The 17,621-nt window shown below is 71.2% G+C and carries 18 protein-coding genes; 11 read left to right on the top strand and 7 right to left on the bottom strand.

The features are described from left to right. Positions 1–6 precede the first annotated feature (6 nt). A complete protein-coding gene (locus IEY17_RS09465; RefSeq protein ID WP_188986945.1) occupies positions 7–1,158 on the top strand; it encodes a GAF domain-containing sensor histidine kinase in 1,152 nt (383 codons plus the stop codon). An 8-nt stretch (positions 1,159–1,166) separates the two neighbouring features. Here IEY17_RS09465 and IEY17_RS09460 read toward each other — a convergent pair whose 3' ends face one another. The 3 genes from IEY17_RS09460 to IEY17_RS09450 all read right to left on the bottom strand — a co-directional run bounded on the left by IEY17_RS09460 (position 1,167) and on the right by IEY17_RS09450 (position 3,172). Beyond that, the gene (locus IEY17_RS09460) at positions 1,167–1,829 is read right to left on the bottom strand and encodes a response regulator (protein ID WP_188986944.1); all 663 of its coding nucleotides are present in this window, start codon (positions 1,827–1,829) and stop codon (positions 1,167–1,169) included. Positions 1,830–1,886: 57 nt separating this feature from the next. Continuing rightward, positions 1,887–2,393 (bottom strand): DoxX family protein, encoded by a 507-nt coding sequence (locus IEY17_RS09455; protein ID WP_188986943.1) that lies wholly within the window; start codon positions 2,391–2,393, stop codon positions 1,887–1,889. A 167-nt stretch (positions 2,394–2,560) separates the two neighbouring features. Beyond that, on the bottom strand, positions 2,561–3,172 hold the full coding sequence (locus tag IEY17_RS09450) for a macro domain-containing protein (RefSeq protein WP_229680009.1): 612 nt from the start codon (positions 3,170–3,172) through the stop codon (positions 2,561–2,563). Positions 3,173–3,297: 125 nt separating this feature from the next. On the opposite strand from IEY17_RS09450, the gene pheA reads away from it, so the two are divergent. Both pheA and IEY17_RS09440 read left to right on the top strand, forming a co-directional pair. After that, positions 3,298–4,221, top strand: coding sequence for a prephenate dehydratase (gene pheA / locus IEY17_RS09445; RefSeq protein ID WP_188986941.1), 924 nt, complete (start codon positions 3,298–3,300; stop codon positions 4,219–4,221). Further along, a complete protein-coding gene (locus IEY17_RS09440; RefSeq protein WP_188986940.1) occupies positions 4,218–4,868 on the top strand; it encodes a histidine phosphatase family protein in 651 nt (216 codons plus the stop codon). Before pheA ends, IEY17_RS09440 begins: the two co-directional genes overlap by 4 nt. A 67-nt stretch (positions 4,869–4,935) precedes the next feature. Here IEY17_RS09440 and IEY17_RS09435 read toward each other — a convergent pair whose 3' ends face one another. Then, positions 4,936–5,286: a metallopeptidase family protein gene (locus IEY17_RS09435; RefSeq protein WP_188986939.1), complete on the bottom strand. Its 351-nt coding sequence runs from the start codon at positions 5,284–5,286 to the stop codon at positions 4,936–4,938. Positions 5,287–5,305: 19 nt separating this feature from the next. Next, positions 5,306–6,241: a septum formation family protein gene (locus IEY17_RS09430; RefSeq protein ID WP_229680008.1), complete on the bottom strand. Its 936-nt coding sequence runs from the start codon at positions 6,239–6,241 to the stop codon at positions 5,306–5,308. 178 nt (positions 6,242–6,419) lie between these two features. On the opposite strand from IEY17_RS09430, the gene IEY17_RS09425 reads away from it, so the two are divergent. From IEY17_RS09425 to IEY17_RS09410, 4 genes are all read left to right on the top strand, one after another. Next, positions 6,420–7,103, top strand: a complete 684-nt coding sequence (locus IEY17_RS09425) for a hypothetical protein (RefSeq protein WP_188986937.1) — start codon at positions 6,420–6,422, stop codon at positions 7,101–7,103. A gap of 3 nt (positions 7,104–7,106) precedes the next feature. Beyond that, positions 7,107–8,276, top strand: coding sequence for a glutathionylspermidine synthase family protein (locus tag IEY17_RS09420; RefSeq protein WP_188986936.1), 1,170 nt, complete (start codon positions 7,107–7,109; stop codon positions 8,274–8,276). Positions 8,277–8,330: 54 nt separating this feature from the next. Then, positions 8,331–9,593: a serine--tRNA ligase gene (gene serS / locus IEY17_RS09415; protein ID WP_188986935.1), complete on the top strand. Its 1,263-nt coding sequence runs from the start codon at positions 8,331–8,333 to the stop codon at positions 9,591–9,593. Positions 9,594–9,685: 92 nt separating this feature from the next. Continuing rightward, the gene (locus IEY17_RS09410) at positions 9,686–10,291 is read left to right on the top strand and encodes a helix-turn-helix domain-containing protein (RefSeq protein ID WP_229679978.1); all 606 of its coding nucleotides are present in this window, start codon (positions 9,686–9,688) and stop codon (positions 10,289–10,291) included. 1 nt (position 10,292) lies between these two features. Here the strand turns inward: IEY17_RS09410 and IEY17_RS09405 are convergent, their stop codons facing one another. Beyond that, positions 10,293–11,165 (bottom strand): LLM class flavin-dependent oxidoreductase, encoded by an 873-nt coding sequence (locus tag IEY17_RS09405; RefSeq protein ID WP_188986933.1) that lies wholly within the window; start codon positions 11,163–11,165, stop codon positions 10,293–10,295. Positions 11,166–11,360: 195 nt separating this feature from the next. On the opposite strand from IEY17_RS09405, the gene IEY17_RS09400 reads away from it, so the two are divergent. Then, positions 11,361–12,173 carry an HAD family hydrolase gene (locus IEY17_RS09400; protein WP_188986932.1) on the top strand — a complete coding sequence of 271 codons (813 nt, stop codon included), beginning with the start codon at positions 11,361–11,363 and terminating at the stop codon, positions 12,171–12,173. A 75-nt stretch (positions 12,174–12,248) separates the two neighbouring features. Here the strand turns inward: IEY17_RS09400 and IEY17_RS09395 are convergent, their stop codons facing one another. Continuing rightward, a complete protein-coding gene (locus IEY17_RS09395) occupies positions 12,249–13,472 on the bottom strand; it encodes a glycosyltransferase 87 family protein (RefSeq protein WP_229679977.1) in 1,224 nt (407 codons plus the stop codon). A gap of 318 nt (positions 13,473–13,790) precedes the next feature. Here IEY17_RS09395 and glf point away from each other — a divergent pair, with 318 nt between their 5' ends. From glf to IEY17_RS09380, 3 genes are read left to right on the top strand one after another with little or no spacing between them, the layout of a single operon-like run. Then, positions 13,791–14,981 carry a UDP-galactopyranose mutase gene (glf, locus tag IEY17_RS09390; RefSeq protein WP_188986930.1) on the top strand — a complete coding sequence of 397 codons (1,191 nt, stop codon included), beginning with the start codon at positions 13,791–13,793 and terminating at the stop codon, positions 14,979–14,981. Position 14,982: 1 nt separating this feature from the next. After that, positions 14,983–16,944, top strand: a complete 1,962-nt coding sequence (locus IEY17_RS09385) for a glycosyltransferase (protein WP_308423968.1) — start codon at positions 14,983–14,985, stop codon at positions 16,942–16,944. Between the two features lie 22 nt (positions 16,945–16,966). Next, positions 16,967–17,548, top strand: a complete 582-nt coding sequence (locus tag IEY17_RS09380) for a phosphatase PAP2 family protein (protein WP_188986929.1) — start codon at positions 16,967–16,969, stop codon at positions 17,546–17,548. Positions 17,549–17,621: the final 73 nt, after the last annotated feature.

Here is a 17,621-nt window from a genome sequence, read left to right as displayed (position 1 = left end):
TACGTCATGGATTCCACCCTCGCCCGGCGCATGCTGGCGGCGTCCACCGAGATCACCCGGGTGGCGCTGTCCGCGGAGGACCCGGATGCGGTTCTGCCGCTGGTCGTCCGCCGTGCCGCCGAACTCGCCGAGGCCGATCTCGGCGTGGTCACCGTGCGCGGCGAGGACGGCCGCCTGACCGTCGAGGCCGCCTACGGAGCCCCGTCCGCGACCGGCCCGTTGGCCGACCCGGTCGGCACCGTCCTGTCCTCCCGCTCCGCGGCCGCGCGCGTCGCGCGCAGCGGTGTCCCGGTCGTCGTGGACGACCTGATCGACGACCCGCTGACCGCCCCGTTCGTGCCCGCGGCGCTGCGGGTCTACGGCCCGTTCGCGGTGGCACCGTTCGGTACCCGGGAACGCCGTCTCGGCGCGCTCGCGGTGTACCGGCGGCGCGGTGCCAGCACCTTCACCCGCGTCGCGGTGGACGTGCTGACCTCGTTCGCGGCGCAGGCCGGTCTCGCGCTGGTGCTCGCCGAGGGTTCCACCGCGCGCCAGCGCATCGCCGTCTACCAGGAGCGGGAGCGGATCGCCCGCGATCTGCACGACGTGATCGTGCAGCGGCTCTACGCCGTCGGCGTGCAGCTGGACGTGCTGGAGCGGAGGTTGTCCGGGCGCCTGGACGGCGCTGACGCGTCGCGGCTGGCGGAGACCATGGAGCAGATCGACCAGGCGATCGCCGAGGTCCGCGCCACCGCCCGCACCCTGCGCTCGGCGGACCCGGAAACCCCCGCCCAGGCGCCCGCGCTGGACGACTCGATGCGGGCCGAGGTGCAGATCGCCGGGGAGCTGCTGGGCCGTCCGCCGACGCTGGAGATCGACGGCGACTTCAGCGACGTGCCGGTGCACGTGGCCGACCATGCGCGCGCCGCGCTGCGTGAGGCGCTGTCCAACGTGGTGCGGCACTCCGGGGCGAAGACGGTGCTGGTCCGGGTGCGCCGCGCCGAGTCGGGGCTGCTGCTGCAGGTGGTCGACGACGGCTGCGGAATCCCTCGCGACGTGAGCAAGCGGGGGCTGCGGAATCTGGAGGAGCGGGCGGTCGCCGCGGGCGGCCGGTGTGTGATCACGTCCTCGCCGGACAGCGGCACCACGGTCACCTGGGAAGTGCCGCTGACCACCTGACTTCGCGTTCAGGGATTGGTGTGCTCCGACGGCCCGGCGCCCTGGCGGCGGGCGACCCAGGCGGCCGCCTGGGTGCGGCGCTCCATGCCCAGCTTGGCCAGCACCGAGGTCACGTAGTTCTTCACGGTCTTTTCCGCCAGGAACAGCCGTTCGGCGATCTGCCGGTTCGTCAGGCCCTCGCCGATCAGCTCCAGCACCTTGCGCTCCCGCTCGGTCAGCGCGGCCAGCTCGTCCGGTTCCGGGTTGGTCGACTCCCGGAGCTTGGCCAGCACGCGGCTGGTGGTGACCGGGTCCAGCAGCGACCGCCCGGCGGCCACCTCGCGCACCGCGTTGACCAGGTCCTGCCCACGTACCTGCTTGAGCAGGTAGCCGGAGGCGCCGGCGTTGATGGCCTCGACCAGCGCGTGCTCGTCGTCGAAGGCGGTCAGCACCAGGCAGTGCGGCGGTTCGGGCAGGGCGCGCAGCCGGCGGCACAGCTCCAGACCGTCGCCGTCGGGCAGCCGCATGTCGATGACGGCGACGTCCGGCCGGGTTGCCTGGGCTCGCACCAGGGCTTCGCCGACGCCGCCGGCCTCGGCCACGATCGTCACGTCGTCCTCGGTGTCCAGCAGGTCGCGCAGACCGCGCCGGACCACCTCATGGTCGTCGACAAGCAGCACCCTCACTGGCACGACCCCACGCTACGTACGTCCCGGAGCCGGCCGCGCGGAGGGTGCCGGTTTTCCCCGCTATTTCCAGTGCGCGGCGCCCTTGACGACGTCGACGGTGTGGTGTGTGCGGTCGGCGAACCGGCGGGCGCCGCGCCGGGCCCGGTAGCCGACCGACGGTTTGCCGCCGGTGTCCACGGCGCTGATCAGCAGCCCGCCCAGCAGCCCGATGTTCTTGAGGAAGTGGATCTGCTGGTTGGTCCGCTGCTCCTGGTCCTCGATCTCCCAGAACCGGTGCGCGGCGAGCGTGGTGGCCGCGGTGCTCCCGGCGAGCAGCAGGGACGCCAGGCGGGGGAACTTGCCCAGCGCCAGCATGGTTCCGGCACCGATCTTGACCGCACCGTCGATGCGCACCAGCGTCTCCGGGTCGGTGGGGATCTGTTCCGGCAGCGACTCCTTGATCGGCCCGACCTTCTCCAGCAGCGGGGTCGCGCTCTTGGCGTGGCTTTGCACGTCGCGCAGCGATCCGATGCCCCCGTAGATGAAGATCGCGGCGAGCATCGGCCGGGCCAGGCGGCGAATGAGCATCTGGGGACCTCCTCGGTGGTCGACCGTGCGCCCGACGGTACTCACTTCCACCCGTGTCCGCTCGATCATCCAGACCTGCGCCAGCGCGACTCAAGTTTGCTTCGCCGAACGGGACGGAGTCGGCGCGTCCGACCTGGATCGAGACGCCGGGCAGGCTCGCGTCGCGTTCAGATCTGGTCGACGCGGGTGAAGACCTCGTCCCAGGCCGCGGCGACCTGTCGCGCGCACAGCTCCGGCGGAACCCCGCCGACGCCGGTGCCCAGGCCCGGCATCGCGATGGAGCGCACCACCTGCCGCACCAGTGCGCCGTTCTCCAGCACCCCGTCGGACCACAGCCGCAGCACGGCCCGCGCCGCCAGGTACGGGTGCACCGTGTCGACCGGCAGCCGCTCACCCGGCTCCCGCATGGTGGGAGCGCTGATCAGCCAGATGGGACTGGGGACGCCGGTCGGCACCAGCAGCGCCTCGCCCACCGGCAGCTCGCCGCCGTGGTAGGCCAGCACCGCGCTGCGCACCTGCTCCTCCACGTCGGGGAAGGCGCGGGCATAGACGGCGTCGATCCCGCCGCGCATCCAGCCGAACGAGTTCGCCGGGCTCACCACCGCGTCGACCTGCAGGTCCAACACCGAACCCCGGTGCACGGCGAGTCCTGCCCGCCCCTCGACGATCTCCTGCCAGGCTGCGGCCAGTGGCTCGTCCAACGCGCACAGGACGAGCTGCAGCTCCGGCTCCGCTCCCTCCGTTGAGCGCCCCGAATCCGCGGTCACACCCCACAGCATCGCAGGAAAGCCCGGCGCGGCGACATCGGGTAGGTCACACATTCGATGATTCGCCCGCGGGCCTGCCCGGACGGCGGCCACCCGGCAGTGCGAGCAGGGCCAACCGGGCCCCCTAATCTGGGCGGGTGCCAGAAATCGCGTACCTCGGGCCGCCCGGGACGTTCACCGAACAGGCCACCCGCGCGCTGACCGAGGGTTTCGACGCAGCGCTGATCCCCTACGACACGGTGCCCCGTGCCCTGGCCGCGATCCGCGCGGGCGAGGTGCTGGCCGCCGGGGTGCCGGTGGAGAACTCCGTGGAGGGCTCGGTCCCGGCCACGCTGGACGCGCTGGTCACCGGCGAACCGCTGGTCGCCGTCCGCGAGGTCCTGCTGCCGGTGCGGTTCGACCTGCTCGCCCGGCCCGGCGTGGAGCTGGCGCAGGTCCGCACCGTGGCCAGCCACCCGCACGCGCTCGCGCAGGTCCGCGACTGGCTGGCGGCGAACCTGCCGGACGCCGCCCAGCGGGTCACCAGCTCCACCGCGGCCGCCGCCGAGGCCACCGAGGCGGGCGAGTTCGACGCGGCGCTCGCGGCCCCGGTCGTGACCGAGCACTACCGCTCGCTGGTGCCGCTGGCCAGGGGGCTCGCCGACGTGCGCGACGCGGTCACCCGGTTCCTGCTGGTCCGCCGACCGGGCCCGCTGCCGGAACCCACCGGCGCCGACCGCACCTCGGTGGCCGCCGTGATCGGCGACGAGGTCGGGTCGCTGACCGAGCTGCTCTCCGAGCTGTCGCTGCGCGGCATCAACCTCAGCCGCATCGAGTCCCGCCCCACCAAGGACCGGCTCGGCGAGTACCGGTTCTTCCTCGACTTCGACGGGCACGTGGCGGACGCGCGGATCGGTGACGCGCTGACCGCGTTGCGCCGCCGGTGCAACGAGGTCCGTTTCCTCGGCTCCTACCCGAAGGCGGACCGCGCACCGGCCACCGTGCGCCCGTCCGCCTCGGAGCAGGCGTTCCGGGCTTCCGCGAAGTGGCTGGAGGACGTGCGCGCGGGACGGCTGGCATGACCGAGTTCGCGATCGAGGCTCCCACCGGGCTCCGCCTGGTCCTGGTCCGTCACGGGCAGACCCCGGCCAACGTGCGGGGCGTGCTCGACACGGTGCCGCCGGGACCGGGCCTGACCGAGCTGGGGCGGCAGCAGGCGCAGCGGTTGGCGCAGCGCCTGGCCGGGGAGAAGGTCGTCTCGGTGCACGCCAGTCGCGCGTTGCGGGCGCAGCAGACCGCCCAGCCGCTGGCGGAGCGGCACGAGCTGCCGGTGACGGTCGTCGACGGCACGCACGAGGTCTTCGTCGGCGAGCTGGAGGGGCGCAGCGACGCCGAGGCGTTGCGCGTGTTCGACGAGATTTACGCCAGCTGGCACGCGGGCCGGTTGGACGTGCCGATGCCCGGCGGGGAAACCGGGTACGAGGCGGTGAGCCGCTTCGTCGCCGGCGTGCGGACCGCCATCGACGGCGCCGGGGACGGGGCGGTGGTGCTGGTGAGCCACGGGGCGATGCTGCGCCTGGCGGCGAACATCCTGGCCACCGACGTGACCGGTGCCCTGGCCAACGCGACGCACCTGCCGAACACGGGCCTGATCGTGCTGGAGGCCGACCCCGACGTGCCCACCGGCTGGACCTGCGTCGCCTGGGACGCGTGCACCTGCGACCACTGACCCGGGGCGGGCGAAGGCTTCCAGATTCAGGCGAACCCGGCAACCCCGCCAGGGCAGAGCCCGCTGGTCAACCCCAGCCGAGGGCGTGCAGCTTGTCGTCGTCGATGCCGAAGTGGTGCGCGATCTCGTGCACCACCGTCACCGCCACCTCGTCGACGACCTCGTCCTCGTCGTCACACATCTCCAGCAGCGGCTCCCGGTAGATCGTGATTCGGTCCGGCAGCACCCCGCTGTAGGTGTGGTCCCGTTCGGTCAGCGCGATGCCCTCGTACAGCCCGAGCAGCGACGGGTCGTCGGGGTTGACGTCCTCCACCAGGACCACCACGTTGGTCATCGCCGACGCGAACTCCGCGGGCACCAGGTCCAGGGCGTCGGCCACCAGTTCCTCGAACCGCGCGCGGGTCATCTCCACCGGCATGACCCCGTTCTACCCCAGCTCAGCGCGGTTCGGTGGCAGGAACGCCCGGTTGCTCCGGGCTGGTGACCTGCGGCGCGGGCTCGCGGCCCACGGTGACCTGGCCCTTCACACTGCCGGTCACCGGCGCCAGCCCGCTGCCGTCCGGCAGCTGTGCACTGACCTTGCAGTTCACCTTGCGCGACCCGGCGTCCCAGCTCTCCTGCGCCAGGGTGTCCCAGTAGGTGACCAGGCCCTTGTCCCGGGCTGCCGTCGGCGCGCCCGCGTACTGCGCGGTGAGGTCGGCGCACCGGGTGGCCAGGAAGCCGTCCTGGTCCGGTTCGGGCGGGTATCCGCCGGGGAACTGCTCGCCCAGGTCGACCAGCCCGGTGATCTCCACCGCGTGCGGCTGGTCGCAGCTCACCGGGTCCCACACCGCGGTGCCGTTGATGCCCAGGCAGCGGCCCACCTCGTAGGTGTTGGACTGGTCGACGCTGGCCGCGCTGCCGGTGGTCCGGTACAGCTTGCCGGACGGTCCCGGTTGCTGCAGGCCGCAGTGCAGCGTCCGGTCGCCGGCCTCCCAGCCCTCCTCGCTCGGGGTGAACGCGCCGACGCTGAACCGGCCGTACGGGTCGAACCGGTTGGCCAGGAACTGCCTGGACACGTCGATGCAGCGCTGCTGCTTGAGCTGCTGCCACTGCTCGGTGTTCGGAAACGGAGCGCCGTCGCCGAACTCGGCTCGCAGGTCGGTCTTGCCGGTCACCTCGAACAGGTGCGGTTCGGCGCAGGTGACCTGGCTGATGTCGGTCGCGTCCGGCTCCGTCCAGTTCAGGCAGGTGCCCGCCGGGGCGTCGAACACCACCTGCGGTGCCGGGGCGGAACCGACCCGGCCGGACCCGCCGACGCCGGAGTTCCGGCTGGGCCAGGTCAGCACGCTGATCACCAGGATGACCAGGGCGCCGAGGGCGGCCGAGATCATCACGAGCCGGAGCTTCGACCTTGTCCGGCTCGGGCGGGGGGTGGGTTCGGGCGGGGCCATCGATGTCATCATGCCCCGCCACGGACCCGGTTGCGCGAGACCCCGCCCATGCCTTCGGAACCGATTGGTTGCCGGGCGCGTCGCTTGTCTGGGTACTGTGGCTACCGGGAGTGGGGTTATGACGGAGAATGGCAAGCCACTGGCAGACGACGAGCGGCCGCGGCGGGACGAGGCGACCCCGCTCGAGTCGGCCCAGCAGCCTGCGGAACAGACCAGCGACGCGGTTCGCGGTCGGATCCGCTACCAGGACCCCGAGCACACCACACCGCGTGAACCCACGCTGGCGGAGCAGCGCGCCCGCATCGCGGCCGAGAAGCGCCGCGAGGAGCAGCGACGCGCCGAGCTGGAGGCCGCCGAGCGCCGGAGTCAGAAGCGGCGCCGCGTCATGATCGGCGGCGGCGCGACCGTCGGCGTCGTGGCGCTGGTCGCGGCGATGTACTCGGCGTCGGAGATCAGCAACGAGACCAACGCCGTCACCCGGTACTGCGCCTCCGAACAGAACGGGCAGGCCGTCGTCGCGGACGTCGAGAAGTGCGACGAGACCTACGTGACCTCGCACGGCGGGTACATCGATCACGACTCGGGCTTCATCTTCATGCCGCTGTTCATCGGCGGCCCTCCGGTGCCGCAGTACCGCTACGCCTACACCGCGCCCGGAGCACCTCCCCCGAGCGTCGGCAGCACGGTGCCCGGCTCCAGCTTCACCAAGCCGACCGGGACGACGATTAAGGACACCAGCGGTAAGACCATCCAGCGCGGTGGTTTCGGCATCAACAGCAAGTCGGGCAGCAGCGGGAGCTGACGAGTGCGGCGCAGAACAACCCCACGACGGCCGGACTGGCAGGCCAAGGTCGAAAAGCTCGGGCTCGTCTTCGGCACGCCCGCGCGCATGGCCGACGGCTCGGCGCGCCCCTACTGGGACGAGGGCGTGCACTACGAGTTCAGCCTCGACGAGGTGCTGTCGCTGGAGGCCGACGTCGAACTGCTGCACTCGATGTGCCTGGACGCCGTCGACCACGTGGTCACCACCGAGCGCTACCGGGACTTCGGCATCCCCGAGTGGGTGTGGCCGCACATCGCCGAGTCCTGGAAGCGCCACGACCCGCACCTGTACGGCCGGTTCGACCTGCGCTACGACGGCACGGGCCCGGCCAAGCTGCTGGAGTACAACGCCGACACCCCGACCTCCCTGCTGGAGGCCGCGGTGGTGCAGTGGCACTGGCTCACCGAGTGCCACGAGGGCGACGACCAGTGGAACTCCATCCACGAGAAGCTCGTCGAGCGCTGGGGCGAGATCAAGTCGCAGCTGGCCACCAACGAGGTGCACTTCACCTGGTCCGCGGCCGACGTCACCGGCGAGGACAACCTGACTGCCGCCTACCTGCAGGAGACCGCCGCGGAGGCCGGACTGGACACGGTCGGGCTGGCGATCGAGGAGATCGGCTGGGACAGCTTGCTGGAGCGGTTCGTCGACCTCGAGGAAGCGCCGATGAACTCCGTCGTCAAGATCTACCCCTGGGAGTGGATGGTCGACGACGAGTTCGGCACGCACGCCGTGAACGGGCTGCCGGCCACGCAGTGGGTGGAGCCGCTGTGGAAGATGCTGCTGTCGAACAAGGCGCTGCTGGCGATCCTGTGGGAGATGCACCCCGGCCACCCGAACCTGCTGCCCACGTTCCTGGACCAGCCCGGGCTGCTCACCGAGTACGTGCGCAAGCCGCGGCTCGGCCGGGAGGGCAACAACATCACGATCGTCGCGCCCGGCTGGGAGACCCGGACCGGCGGCGTGTACGGCGAGGAGGGCTACGTCTACCAGGCGTTCGACCCGCTGCCGGAGTTCGACGGGATGCGCCCGGCGTTGGGCGCGTGGGTCGTCGGGGACGCCGCGGCGGGCCTGGGTATCCGCGAGACCGCGGGCCTGATCACCGACGACGGCGCGGCCTTCGTCCCGCACCGCATCCCCGCCGGTTCGTGATGGACGCCGCCCCAGCGTTGGGGGTGCTTGCCAGGGCGACTAGGCTGACCTGCTGTGATCGACCTGAAGACGCTACGCGATGACCCGGAAGCCGTGCGCGCATCGCAGCGCGCCCGGGGTGAGGACGCGTCCCTGGTGGATGCGCTGCTGTCCGCCGACGAGCGTCGCAGGTCCGCGGTGTCCCGTGCGGACACGCTGCGCGCCGAACAGAAGCAGCTCGGCAAGCAGGTCGGCAAGGCCAGGGGTGAGGAGCGCGAGGCCCTGCTGGCCAAGGCCAAGGAGCTGGCCGCGCAGGTCAAGGAGGCCGAGGCCGAGCAGGCCGCAGCCGACGAGGAGCTCCTGCTGGCGCACAAGGCGGTCTCCAACATCATCGAGCCCGAGACCCCGCCCGGTGGCGAGGCCGACTTCGCGGTGCTCAAGCACGTCGGGGTGCCGACGGAGTTCGACTTCGAGATCAGGGACCACGTGGAGCTGGGCACCGCGATCGGCGCGTTCGACATGGAACGCGGCGCGAAGGTGTCCGGCGCCCGCTTCTACTTCCTCACCGGCGTCGGTGCCCAGCTGGAGCTGGCGCTGCTGAACCTGGCCGCCGCCCAGGCCACCGCCGCCGGGTTCACCCTGGTCGTGCCGCCGGTGCTGGTCCGCCCGGAGATCATGGACGGCACCGGGTTCCTCGGGGCGCACGCCACTGAGGTGTACCGGCTGGAGGAGGACGACCTCTACCTGGTCGGCACCTCCGAGGTTCCGCTGGCCGGCTACCACGCGAACGAGATCCTGGACTTCTCCGACGGCCCGCTGCGCTACGCGGGCTGGTCCACCTGCTTCCGCCGCGAGGCCGGGTCCTACGGCAAGGACACCCGCGGCATCATCCGGGTGCACCAGTTCAACAAGCTGGAGATGTTCGTCTACTGCCGCGAGGAGGAGGCCCGCGACGAGCACCAGCGCCTGCTGGCCTGGGAGGAGGAGATGCTGGCCAAGATCGAGGTGCCCTACCGGGTGATCGACACCGCGGCCGGCGACCTCGGCGCCAGCGCGGCCCGCAAGTTCGACTGCGAAGCGTGGGTGCCCAGCCAGCAGACCTACCGCGAGCTGACCTCCACCTCGAACTGCACCACCTTCCAGGCGCGGCGGCTGAACACCCGCTACCGCGACGAGGAGGGCCGCACCCGCATCGCGGCCACGCTCAACGGAACCCTGGCCACCACCCGCTGGATCGTGGCCATCCTGGAGAACCACCAGCAGCCCGACGGCTCGGTGCGGGTTCCCGAGGCGCTGCGCCCGTACCTCGGCGGCCGCGAGGTCCTGGAACCGAAGTGACGCCGTGAGGCGGTCCGCTGCGGGGCGGACCGCCCACGTGACCTGGGCGATCGTCGCGGCGCAGCCGCGCCACCGGGCCTATGGTGGGGGACGTGCCGAATCGACCGGATGCCCCCCGCGACGCGAGGTCCCTCGCGCTGGCCGGTCTCGGTGACCGGATTCGCCGCCTGCGGGTGGCGCGCGGGATGGACCAGGTCGAACTCGCCGAGCACGCCGAACTCGACGCAGAGCACCTGGAGAAGGTCGAGCGCGGTGACGCGACGCCGTCGCTGGACGTGCTCGCGCAGGTGGCGACCGCGCTGGACGTCGGGCTGTCGGAGCTGTTCAGCGACATCAAACCGGGCCCGGCGGTGGTGGTGCTGCGCGGCAACGAGGTGCCCACGGTGGACTCCGGGGGCATGGCACTGCAGGTCCTCACCCCGCGCTCGGTGATCCCCGGCCTGTACGCGGCGCGCTACCGGATCCTGCCGACGACGTCCGGTGTCCGGCCGGTGCGACACGAGGGCCACGACTGGCTGTACGTGCTCGACGGCAAGCTGCACGTGGAGTTCGACCACGAGTCGACCACGCTGCGCGCCGGGGACAGCGTCAGCTTCAGCGCGCGCGTCCCGCACCGGCTGTCCGCCCTGGGCGACCGGCCCGCGGAGTTCCTGGCGGTCGGCGCGGCGCTGCTCAACTCGCCGCGCTGCGAGGGCTGAACTACAGCTCGGGCAGGACCTCCGAGGCGACTTCCTCGACGGTGGACTCCTTGCCCGCGTACGGGCCGTCGGCGCGCGGCCAGTGGGTGATGACGTCGGTGAAGCCGAGTTCGGCGGCCCGGCCCACCACGTCCCGGAAGTACTCCACACTGGACATCGAGAACACCGGGGCGGCGTCGACCTGCAGGTAGCGGTCGACCTCCGTGGGATCGCGGCCCTGCTCGGCGAGCACCGCGTCGAACCGCAGGGACAGCTCGCCGACCGACCGCCACCAGCTGTCCAGGCTCTCGGACTGCCGCCCGGTGGTCACCCAGCCCTGGCCGTGGCGGGCGGCCAACCGCATGGAGCGCGGCCCGTTGGCGGCGATCACGAACGGCAGCCGCGGCTGCTGCACGCAGCCGGGTGCGCGGCGGGCCTGCACGGCCGAGTAGTAGGTGCCGGTGTAGTCGGTGCGGTCCTGGGTGAGGATGAGGTCCAGCAGTTCGACGAACTCGGTGAACCGGTCGACGCGTTCCCGGGCGGACAGCGCGGGCTGGCCGAGCACCACCGAGTCGAAGCCGCCGCCGCCCGCGCCGACGCCGAGGGTGATCCGCCCGTCGGCGATGTCGTCGAGCGCGGTGAGCTCCCGCGCGAAGTGCACCGGGTGCCGGAAGTTCGCCGAGGCGACCAGGGTGCCCAGCCGGATGGTGGAGGTGGCCATGGCGGCCGCGGTCAGCGTCGGCACCGCGTCGAACCAGGGCTTGTCCACAAGGGACCGCCAACCGAGGTGGTCGTAGGTCCAGGCATGGGCGAAGCCGTACTCCTCGGCCATCCGCCACAGCGGCTCGGCGGCCCACCACCGGTGTTCGGGCAGAATCACGATCCCAACTCGCACGTGTCGACCGTACTGGTCGGCCCCCACCGCTTTCGACCCGATCGAGTGAGACCCCGCTCGGACGTGGTCACCACCCCGCCCGATCCGCCGACGAACCGCGCCACCCGACCGTGCCGCCCGGGTGCCCCGGGCCGCCGGCGGGCAGCGCCCCGCTGTCCGGCCCCGCGTAGGTCTTCTACCAGGCAGGATGAAGGGGTGCGCAGACCTGGACTGGTGGCATCCGACGTGGACGGGACCCTGCTCGATCCCCTGGAGCGGGTGAGCCCGCGCACCGCGCGCGCGGTGCAGCGTGTGGTGGCCTCGGGGACGCCGTTCGTGCTGGTCACGGGCCGTCCGCCGCGCTGGATGCCGAGCGTGTTCGACGGGCTCGGCGTGGCCGGGATCGCGGTCTGCGCGAACGGCGCGGTGCGCTACGACGCGGCCACCGACCGGGTGCTGCACAGCCATGTCATCGACGCGTTGCTGCTGCACGACGTGGTGCACGAGCTGCGCCGCGAGCTGCCCGGCTGCGCCTTCGCGGTGGAGCGGACCACCGACGGCGCGCTCGACCGGGTGCACGAGCAGTGCCTTGCCGAGTCGGACTTCCGCCGGATCTGGCCGAACTCCGACATCCGGGTGGCCGGGGTCGGCGAGCTGACCGGCTGTCCCGCGGTGAAGCTGCTGGTCCTGCACGAGCACATGACCAGCGCGGAGATGGCCACCGCGGCGAAGGCGGTGATCGGCTCGCAGCTTCAGCTCACCTACTCGACCAGCGCCGGTCTGATCGAGCTGTCCGCACCGGGCGTGGACAAGGCGACCGGGCTGGCGGCGGTGGCCGAGGAACTGGGGGTGGATCAGGCGGACGTGATCGCCTTCGGCGACATGCCCAACGACGTGCCGATGCTGGAGTGGGCGGGCCGCGGCGTGGCGATGCGCAACGCGCACCCGGCGGCCCTGGCCGCGGCGGACGAGGTGACGACGACGAACGCCGAGGACGGCGTGGCCCACCTCCTCGCCCGCTGGTGGTAACCGGTTCGACGCGGGGCCGGGGTTGATATCGCCCGCCGGGTCAGCGTGACCACCTGTCGCGGCCGGCGCGCTCGATCATGCGTCTGCTGTGGACACCGGGACCGGCTGCCGGCAGCGCGGGCGGAAGCGGAGGTAGGCGACCGCTCCCGCGACGAGGAACCCGATTCCGATGAGCGTGTAGGCGTTGCCGACCACCTGCTGCGAGAACGTCCAGTCCAGCTCCCGGTTGTCGGTGTTCGGCAGATACCACTGCGGACCCACCAGGACGGTCAGCGCGCCCAGCCCGACCGTCAGCAGCACCCCGTACCAGCGGTGCCGCACGGCCATCGCGAACAGCAGCGCCAGCGTCGGGCCGGCCCAGACCCAGTGGTGCGACCAGGAGATCGGCGACACCAACAGCACCCACACCGCGTTGCACACCAGAGCCAGCGGCGTGTTCGCTGCGGCCAGCGCGTACCGCATGGCGAGCACGGTCAGCACCAGCAGCAGCACCGAGCCGAGCACCCACAGCGAGTTCAGCGTGACCCCGGTCAGCTCCTGCTTGGCCAGCAGGCTGCGCAGGGTGAGGTTGCCGGCGTAGACGGTGCCGAAGGAGTCCGCTGTGGACAGCATCTTGTCCAGCCACCAGTCCGCCGAGTCCCGCGGCGCGGCGAGAAGCCCGATGACCACGGTGGCGGCGAACGTCCCGACCGTCACGGCCAGCGCCCGGAAGTCCCGGCGCAGCAGGAACAGCAGCAAAAAGCCCAGCGGCGTGAGCTTGATCGCCGCCGCGAGGCCCACCAGCAGCCCGCGTGGCCACCGGGTGCGCGGCAGCAGGCAGTCCGCGGCGACCAGCGCCATCAGCACCAGGTTGATCTGCCCGTAGTTGATCGTCTCCCGGGTCGGTTCGATCACCGTGAACCACGGCATCAGCAGCGCGGTCGCCACCGCCACGTGCCCGGCCCGCGGCGCGAGGTACCGCGAGGAGCGGGCCAGCGCGTAGGCCGTGACAAGAATCGCCAGGTGCGACAGCACGGTCATCGCCACGACCGCCCCGTCCGACGACAGCCAGGTCAGCGGCACGAACAGCAGCGCGGCGAACGGCGGGTAAATGAACGGCAACGTGGCGGTGTCCGGAGATTCCGGGGTGAGGTCGTCGCCGTACACCTGGTAACCGTTCAGCCACGCGCGGGCACCAAGCCGATAAATCTCGGTATCGATGTAGCCGCGGGTGTCGATCCAGTGCACGAACCAGATCGCCAGGATCTCCATGATGACCGCCGCGACCAGCAGAAACCGGCCTACGTGAGCCCGTGCCAACCTAATGCTCACCACCCTGGAAAACAGTGCCCGCACACCGCCGGACACCTGCATCGAGCGGCGGAAACGGGGCGCGTCAACGCCGTGGCGATGCTACCGGTCCCGACTCGCCGGGCGGGTCCCCTGATGAGGGCGCCGCGGGCGCGCAACCGACTCCGGGCAGTACTGAGCGTGTCACCCCTTGTGGGGGTAAACTTCCAGCGCACACGCGGAATCGCGGCCCATCGAGGTGTTATCGACACGCCCTGTAGCGATGTGTAGCGGAGAACGTCAACGCGGTTTCGGCCCGGCGCGTCGTCCCCGCTACCCTCGACGGCTGTGAGCTTCGCAGGCTATGACCTGATCGTTGTTGGTTCCGGATTCTTCGGCCTCACGATCGCAGAGCGCGCCGCCACCCAGCTGGACAAGCGGGTGCTGGTGCTGGACCGTCGTGACCACATCGGGGGCAACGCCTATTCCGAGGCGGAGCCCGAGACCGGTATCGAGGTGCACCGCTACGGTGCGCACCTGTTCCACACCTCGAACAAGCGCGTGTGGGACTACGTGAACCAGTTCACCGACTTCACCGACTATCAGCACCGGGTGTTCACCAGGCACCAGGGGCAGATCTACTCGCTGCCGATGAACCTGGGCCTGCTGTGCCAGTTCTTCGGTCGGGCGTTCACCCCGGACGAGGCCCGGGCGCTGGTCGCCGAGCAGGCGTCCGAGATCGACACCGCGGACGCGCAGAACCTGGAGGAGAAGGCCATCTCGCTGATCGGCCGGCCGCTGTACGAGGCGTTCATCCGCGGCTACACGGCCAAGCAGTGGCAGACCGACCCCAAGGAGCTGCCCGCGGCCACGATCAGCCGGCTGCCGGTCCGTTACAACTTCAACAACCGCTACTTCAACGACACCTACGAGGGCCTGCCGGTCGACGGGTACACCGCGTGGCTGCAGAAGATGGCCGACCACCCGAACATCGAGGTGCGGCTGAGCACGGACTTCTTCGACGTCCGCGCCGACCTGCCCGCGGACGTCCCGGTGGTCTACACCGGCCCGCTGGACCGCTACTTCGACTACGTCGAGGGCGAGCTGGGCTGGCGGACCCTGGACTTCGAGATGGAGGTCGTGCCAACCGGGGACTTCCAGGGCACGTCGGTGATGAACTACGCCGACGAGGAGATCCCCTACACGCGAATTCACGAGTTCCGGCACTTCCACCCGGAGCGCGACTACTACCCGAAGGACAAGACGGTCATCGTCCGGGAGTACTCGCGGTTCGCCGAGAGCGGCGACGAGCCGTACTACCCGATCAACACCCCGGAGGACCGGCGCAAGCTGGAGGCATACCGCGAACTGGCCAAGAAGGAGGCCAAGGAGCGCAAGGTCGTCTTCGGCGGTCGGCTGGGGACCTACAAGTACCTCGACATGCACATGGCCATCGGTTCGGCACTGAGCATGTTCGACAACAAGATCGCCCCCTACTTCACCGAGGGTCGTTCCCTGGACGGCTCGCTGGAGGACTGACGTGACCGACCGGACCCCCCGAGAGGCCCCTTCCGCCGCCGCGGGCGAGAGCAAGCTCAGCGACGTGACTTCGGTGCGCGCCGGGACCGCTGATGCGGCGCCCGAGCAGGTGCTGCAGCGCGTGGTGTTCCCGCGCGACGAGGACCCGTTGGACGTCCGGCCGCTGTACATCGACGAGCCCGCGGCGCTGACCAGTACCGCGACCGTGGTGTCCCGCCGCCACGTCCTGGTGCCCGCGCACAGCAGGATCTCCTTCGCGTCCTACTTCAACGCGTTCCCGGCCAGCTACTGGAAGCGGTGGACCCGGGTGGAGGAGGTCGTGCTGCGGCTGAAGGTCCGGGGGGCCGGTCGGCTCGACGTCTACCGCTCGAAGGCCAACGGTGACAGCGTCCACCTGCAGGGCACGCCGGTGGCCAGCCAGGACTGGACCTCGCTGGAGTTCCGGGTGGCGCTGACGCCGTTCGAGGACGGCGGGTGGATCTGGTTCGACGTGTTCACCAACGACGCCGCGCTGGAGATCGACGACGCGGCGTGGACCACCGACCTGCCGCTGCCCAAGCAGCAGGTGGTCATCGGCACCACCACCATCCGTCCCGCCGACTGCGTGCTGGCGCTGCGGACACTGGGCGAGGACCCGCAGGTCATGGCGGTCGTGGAGCGGGTCGTGGTGGCCGACCAGGGCCCGCAGAAGATCCGCGACACCGAGGGCTTCGACGAGGCCGCCCGGCGACTCGGCGACAAGCTGCAGGTCATCGAGCAGGACAACCTCGGCGGTTCCGGCGGCTTCACCCGCGTGATGTACGAGGGCGTCTACAACTCCGACGCCGCCCAGGTCATGGTCATCGACGACGACATCGCGCTGGAGCCGGACGCCGTGCTGCGGGCCAACGCGTTCGCCCGCGCCGCCTCGCAGCCGGTGATCGTCGGCGGCCAGATGCTCAACCTCCAGGCCCGTTCGCGACTGCACACGATGGGTGAGGTCGTGGACCTGGCGCAGGGCAACTGGCGGGCCGCGCCGGGCGCGGTCACCGACCACGACTTCGCCAAGAAACCGCTGCGCAAGACCCCCAAGCTGCACCAGCGCATCCACTCCACCTACAACGGCTGGTGGATGTGCCTGTTCCCGCGCGAGGTCATCGAGCGCACCGGGCTGCCACTGCCGCTGTTCATCAAGCACGACGACTCCGAGTACTCGCTGCGCGCGGGTGGCCACGGCTTCCCGACGGTGACGCTGCCGGGTGCGGCGATCTGGCACATGCCGTGGACCGACAAGAACGACGCCACGGACTGGACCGCCTACTTCCACACCCGCAACCGGCTGATCCTGGCCGCCCTGCACAGCCCGGAGGAGGTCCGCACCAACATCATCAAGCAGGGCCTCAAGCTCACCCTCCGGCACCTGCTGTCGATGGAGTACTCCACGGTCGCGGTCCAGCAGAAGGCACTCGAGGACTTCATGGCGGGTCCGGAGGGACTGTTCGACAGCCTCCGCACGGCCCTGCCGGAGGTCCGCGAGCTGCGCAAGCACTACGACGACGCCCGGACCCTGCCCTCGGCGCGCGAGTTCCCGCCGCCGTCGGCGGACCCGATCATGGCCGAGGGCCTGCTCAAGCCGCCGGTGAACCCGGCGGTCATCGCGGCCCGTGCCTCCAAGGCGCTCCTGCACAACCTCAAGGAGCCGTCGAAGGAGGCCGCGGACCGGCCGCAGCTGAACGTGCCCGCGGCCAGCGCCCGGTGGTTCCTGCTGGGCAACCTGGACAGCGCCACGGTGTCCAACGCCGACGGCAGCGGCGTGGCGTTCCGCCGCCGCGACCCCGAGGAGTTCCGCCGCCTCGGCCTGCGCGCCGTGGCCAACTACAAGCGGCTCGGCAGGGAGTGGTCGCGACTGCGCGCCGCCTACCGGGCGGCCCTGCCCGAGCTGACCAGCGCGGAGTCCTGGAAGCAGGTCTTCGACCGAAAGTGACCCCCGACCAACCGGAGACGATGTGGCAGAGCTGACGACGGCGACCGCCCCCGAAGAACCGGTCGCCGCCGAAACCGACGGAGCGCCGACGGCGGTCACCCCCGAGACGATCGCGCTGCGCAGAGTGCAGGCCGCTCTCGCCAAACCCGCGGTGGTCAGGACCGCCCAGGCGATGTCGCTGTTCGGCGAACACGCCGGCGGCTGGCTGGCCATCGGTGCCCTCGGCGCGCTGGTGGACCGCAGGCGCCGCGGCGAGTGGTTGACCGCCGCCGCCGGGGTGGCCGCCGCCCACGCGGCGTCGATCGCCGTCAAGCGGGTGGTGCGGCGCCGCCGGCCGGCCGACCCCGAGGTGCAGGTGCTGGTGGGCACCCCGAGCAAGTTGAGCTTCCCGTCCTCGCACGCCACGTCCACGACGGCTGCGGCGGTGCTCTACGGCGGGTTGACGGGCAGGAAGCTGACCCCGGTGCTGGTGCCGCCGATGATGGTCAGCCGTCTTGTCCTGGGGGTTCATTATCCGAGCGATGTGGTCGCCGGCTCGGCGCTCGGCGGAGTCGTGGCGTGGGGCGTGCGGCGATTCATGAGACGGCGGAGGAACCGTGGCTGACAAGAAGGAAACCGAGGCCGAGACCGGAAATCCCGATGTCTCGGCCGAGGCCGACGCGGCCAACGGTGCCCAC

This window comes from Saccharopolyspora thermophila (genome assembly GCF_014646075.1).
Lineage (GTDB): Bacteria > Actinomycetota > Actinomycetes > Mycobacteriales > Pseudonocardiaceae > Saccharopolyspora > Saccharopolyspora thermophila.
The sequence above is the reverse complement of the archived record's forward strand: the minus strand, read 5'-3'. Positions and strand labels throughout refer to the sequence as shown.

What these genes read in the sequence shown, in the direction of transcription:
- IEY17_RS09455 (WP_188986943.1), bottom strand. Translation starts at nt 2,393, where the DNA reads ATGCTCATTCGCCGCCTGGCCCGGCCGATGCTCGCCGCGATCTTCATC.
- IEY17_RS09435 (WP_188986939.1), bottom strand. Translation starts at nt 5,286, where the DNA reads ATGCCGGTGGAGATGACCCGCGCGCGGTTCGAGGAACTGGTGGCCGAC.
- IEY17_RS09425 (WP_188986937.1), top strand. Translation starts at nt 6,420, where the DNA reads ATGACGGAGAATGGCAAGCCACTGGCAGACGACGAGCGGCCGCGGCGG.
- IEY17_RS09465 (WP_188986945.1), top strand. Translation starts at nt 7, where the DNA reads ATGGATTCCACCCTCGCCCGGCGCATGCTGGCGGCGTCCACCGAGATC.
- IEY17_RS09450 (WP_229680009.1), bottom strand. Translation starts at nt 3,172, where the DNA reads ATGCTGTGGGGTGTGACCGCGGATTCGGGGCGCTCAACGGAGGGAGCG.
- IEY17_RS09430 (WP_229680008.1), bottom strand. Translation starts at nt 6,241, where the DNA reads ATGATCTCGGCCGCCCTCGGCGCCCTGGTCATCCTGGTGATCAGCGTG.
- IEY17_RS09440 (WP_188986940.1), top strand. Translation starts at nt 4,218, where the DNA reads ATGACCGAGTTCGCGATCGAGGCTCCCACCGGGCTCCGCCTGGTCCTG.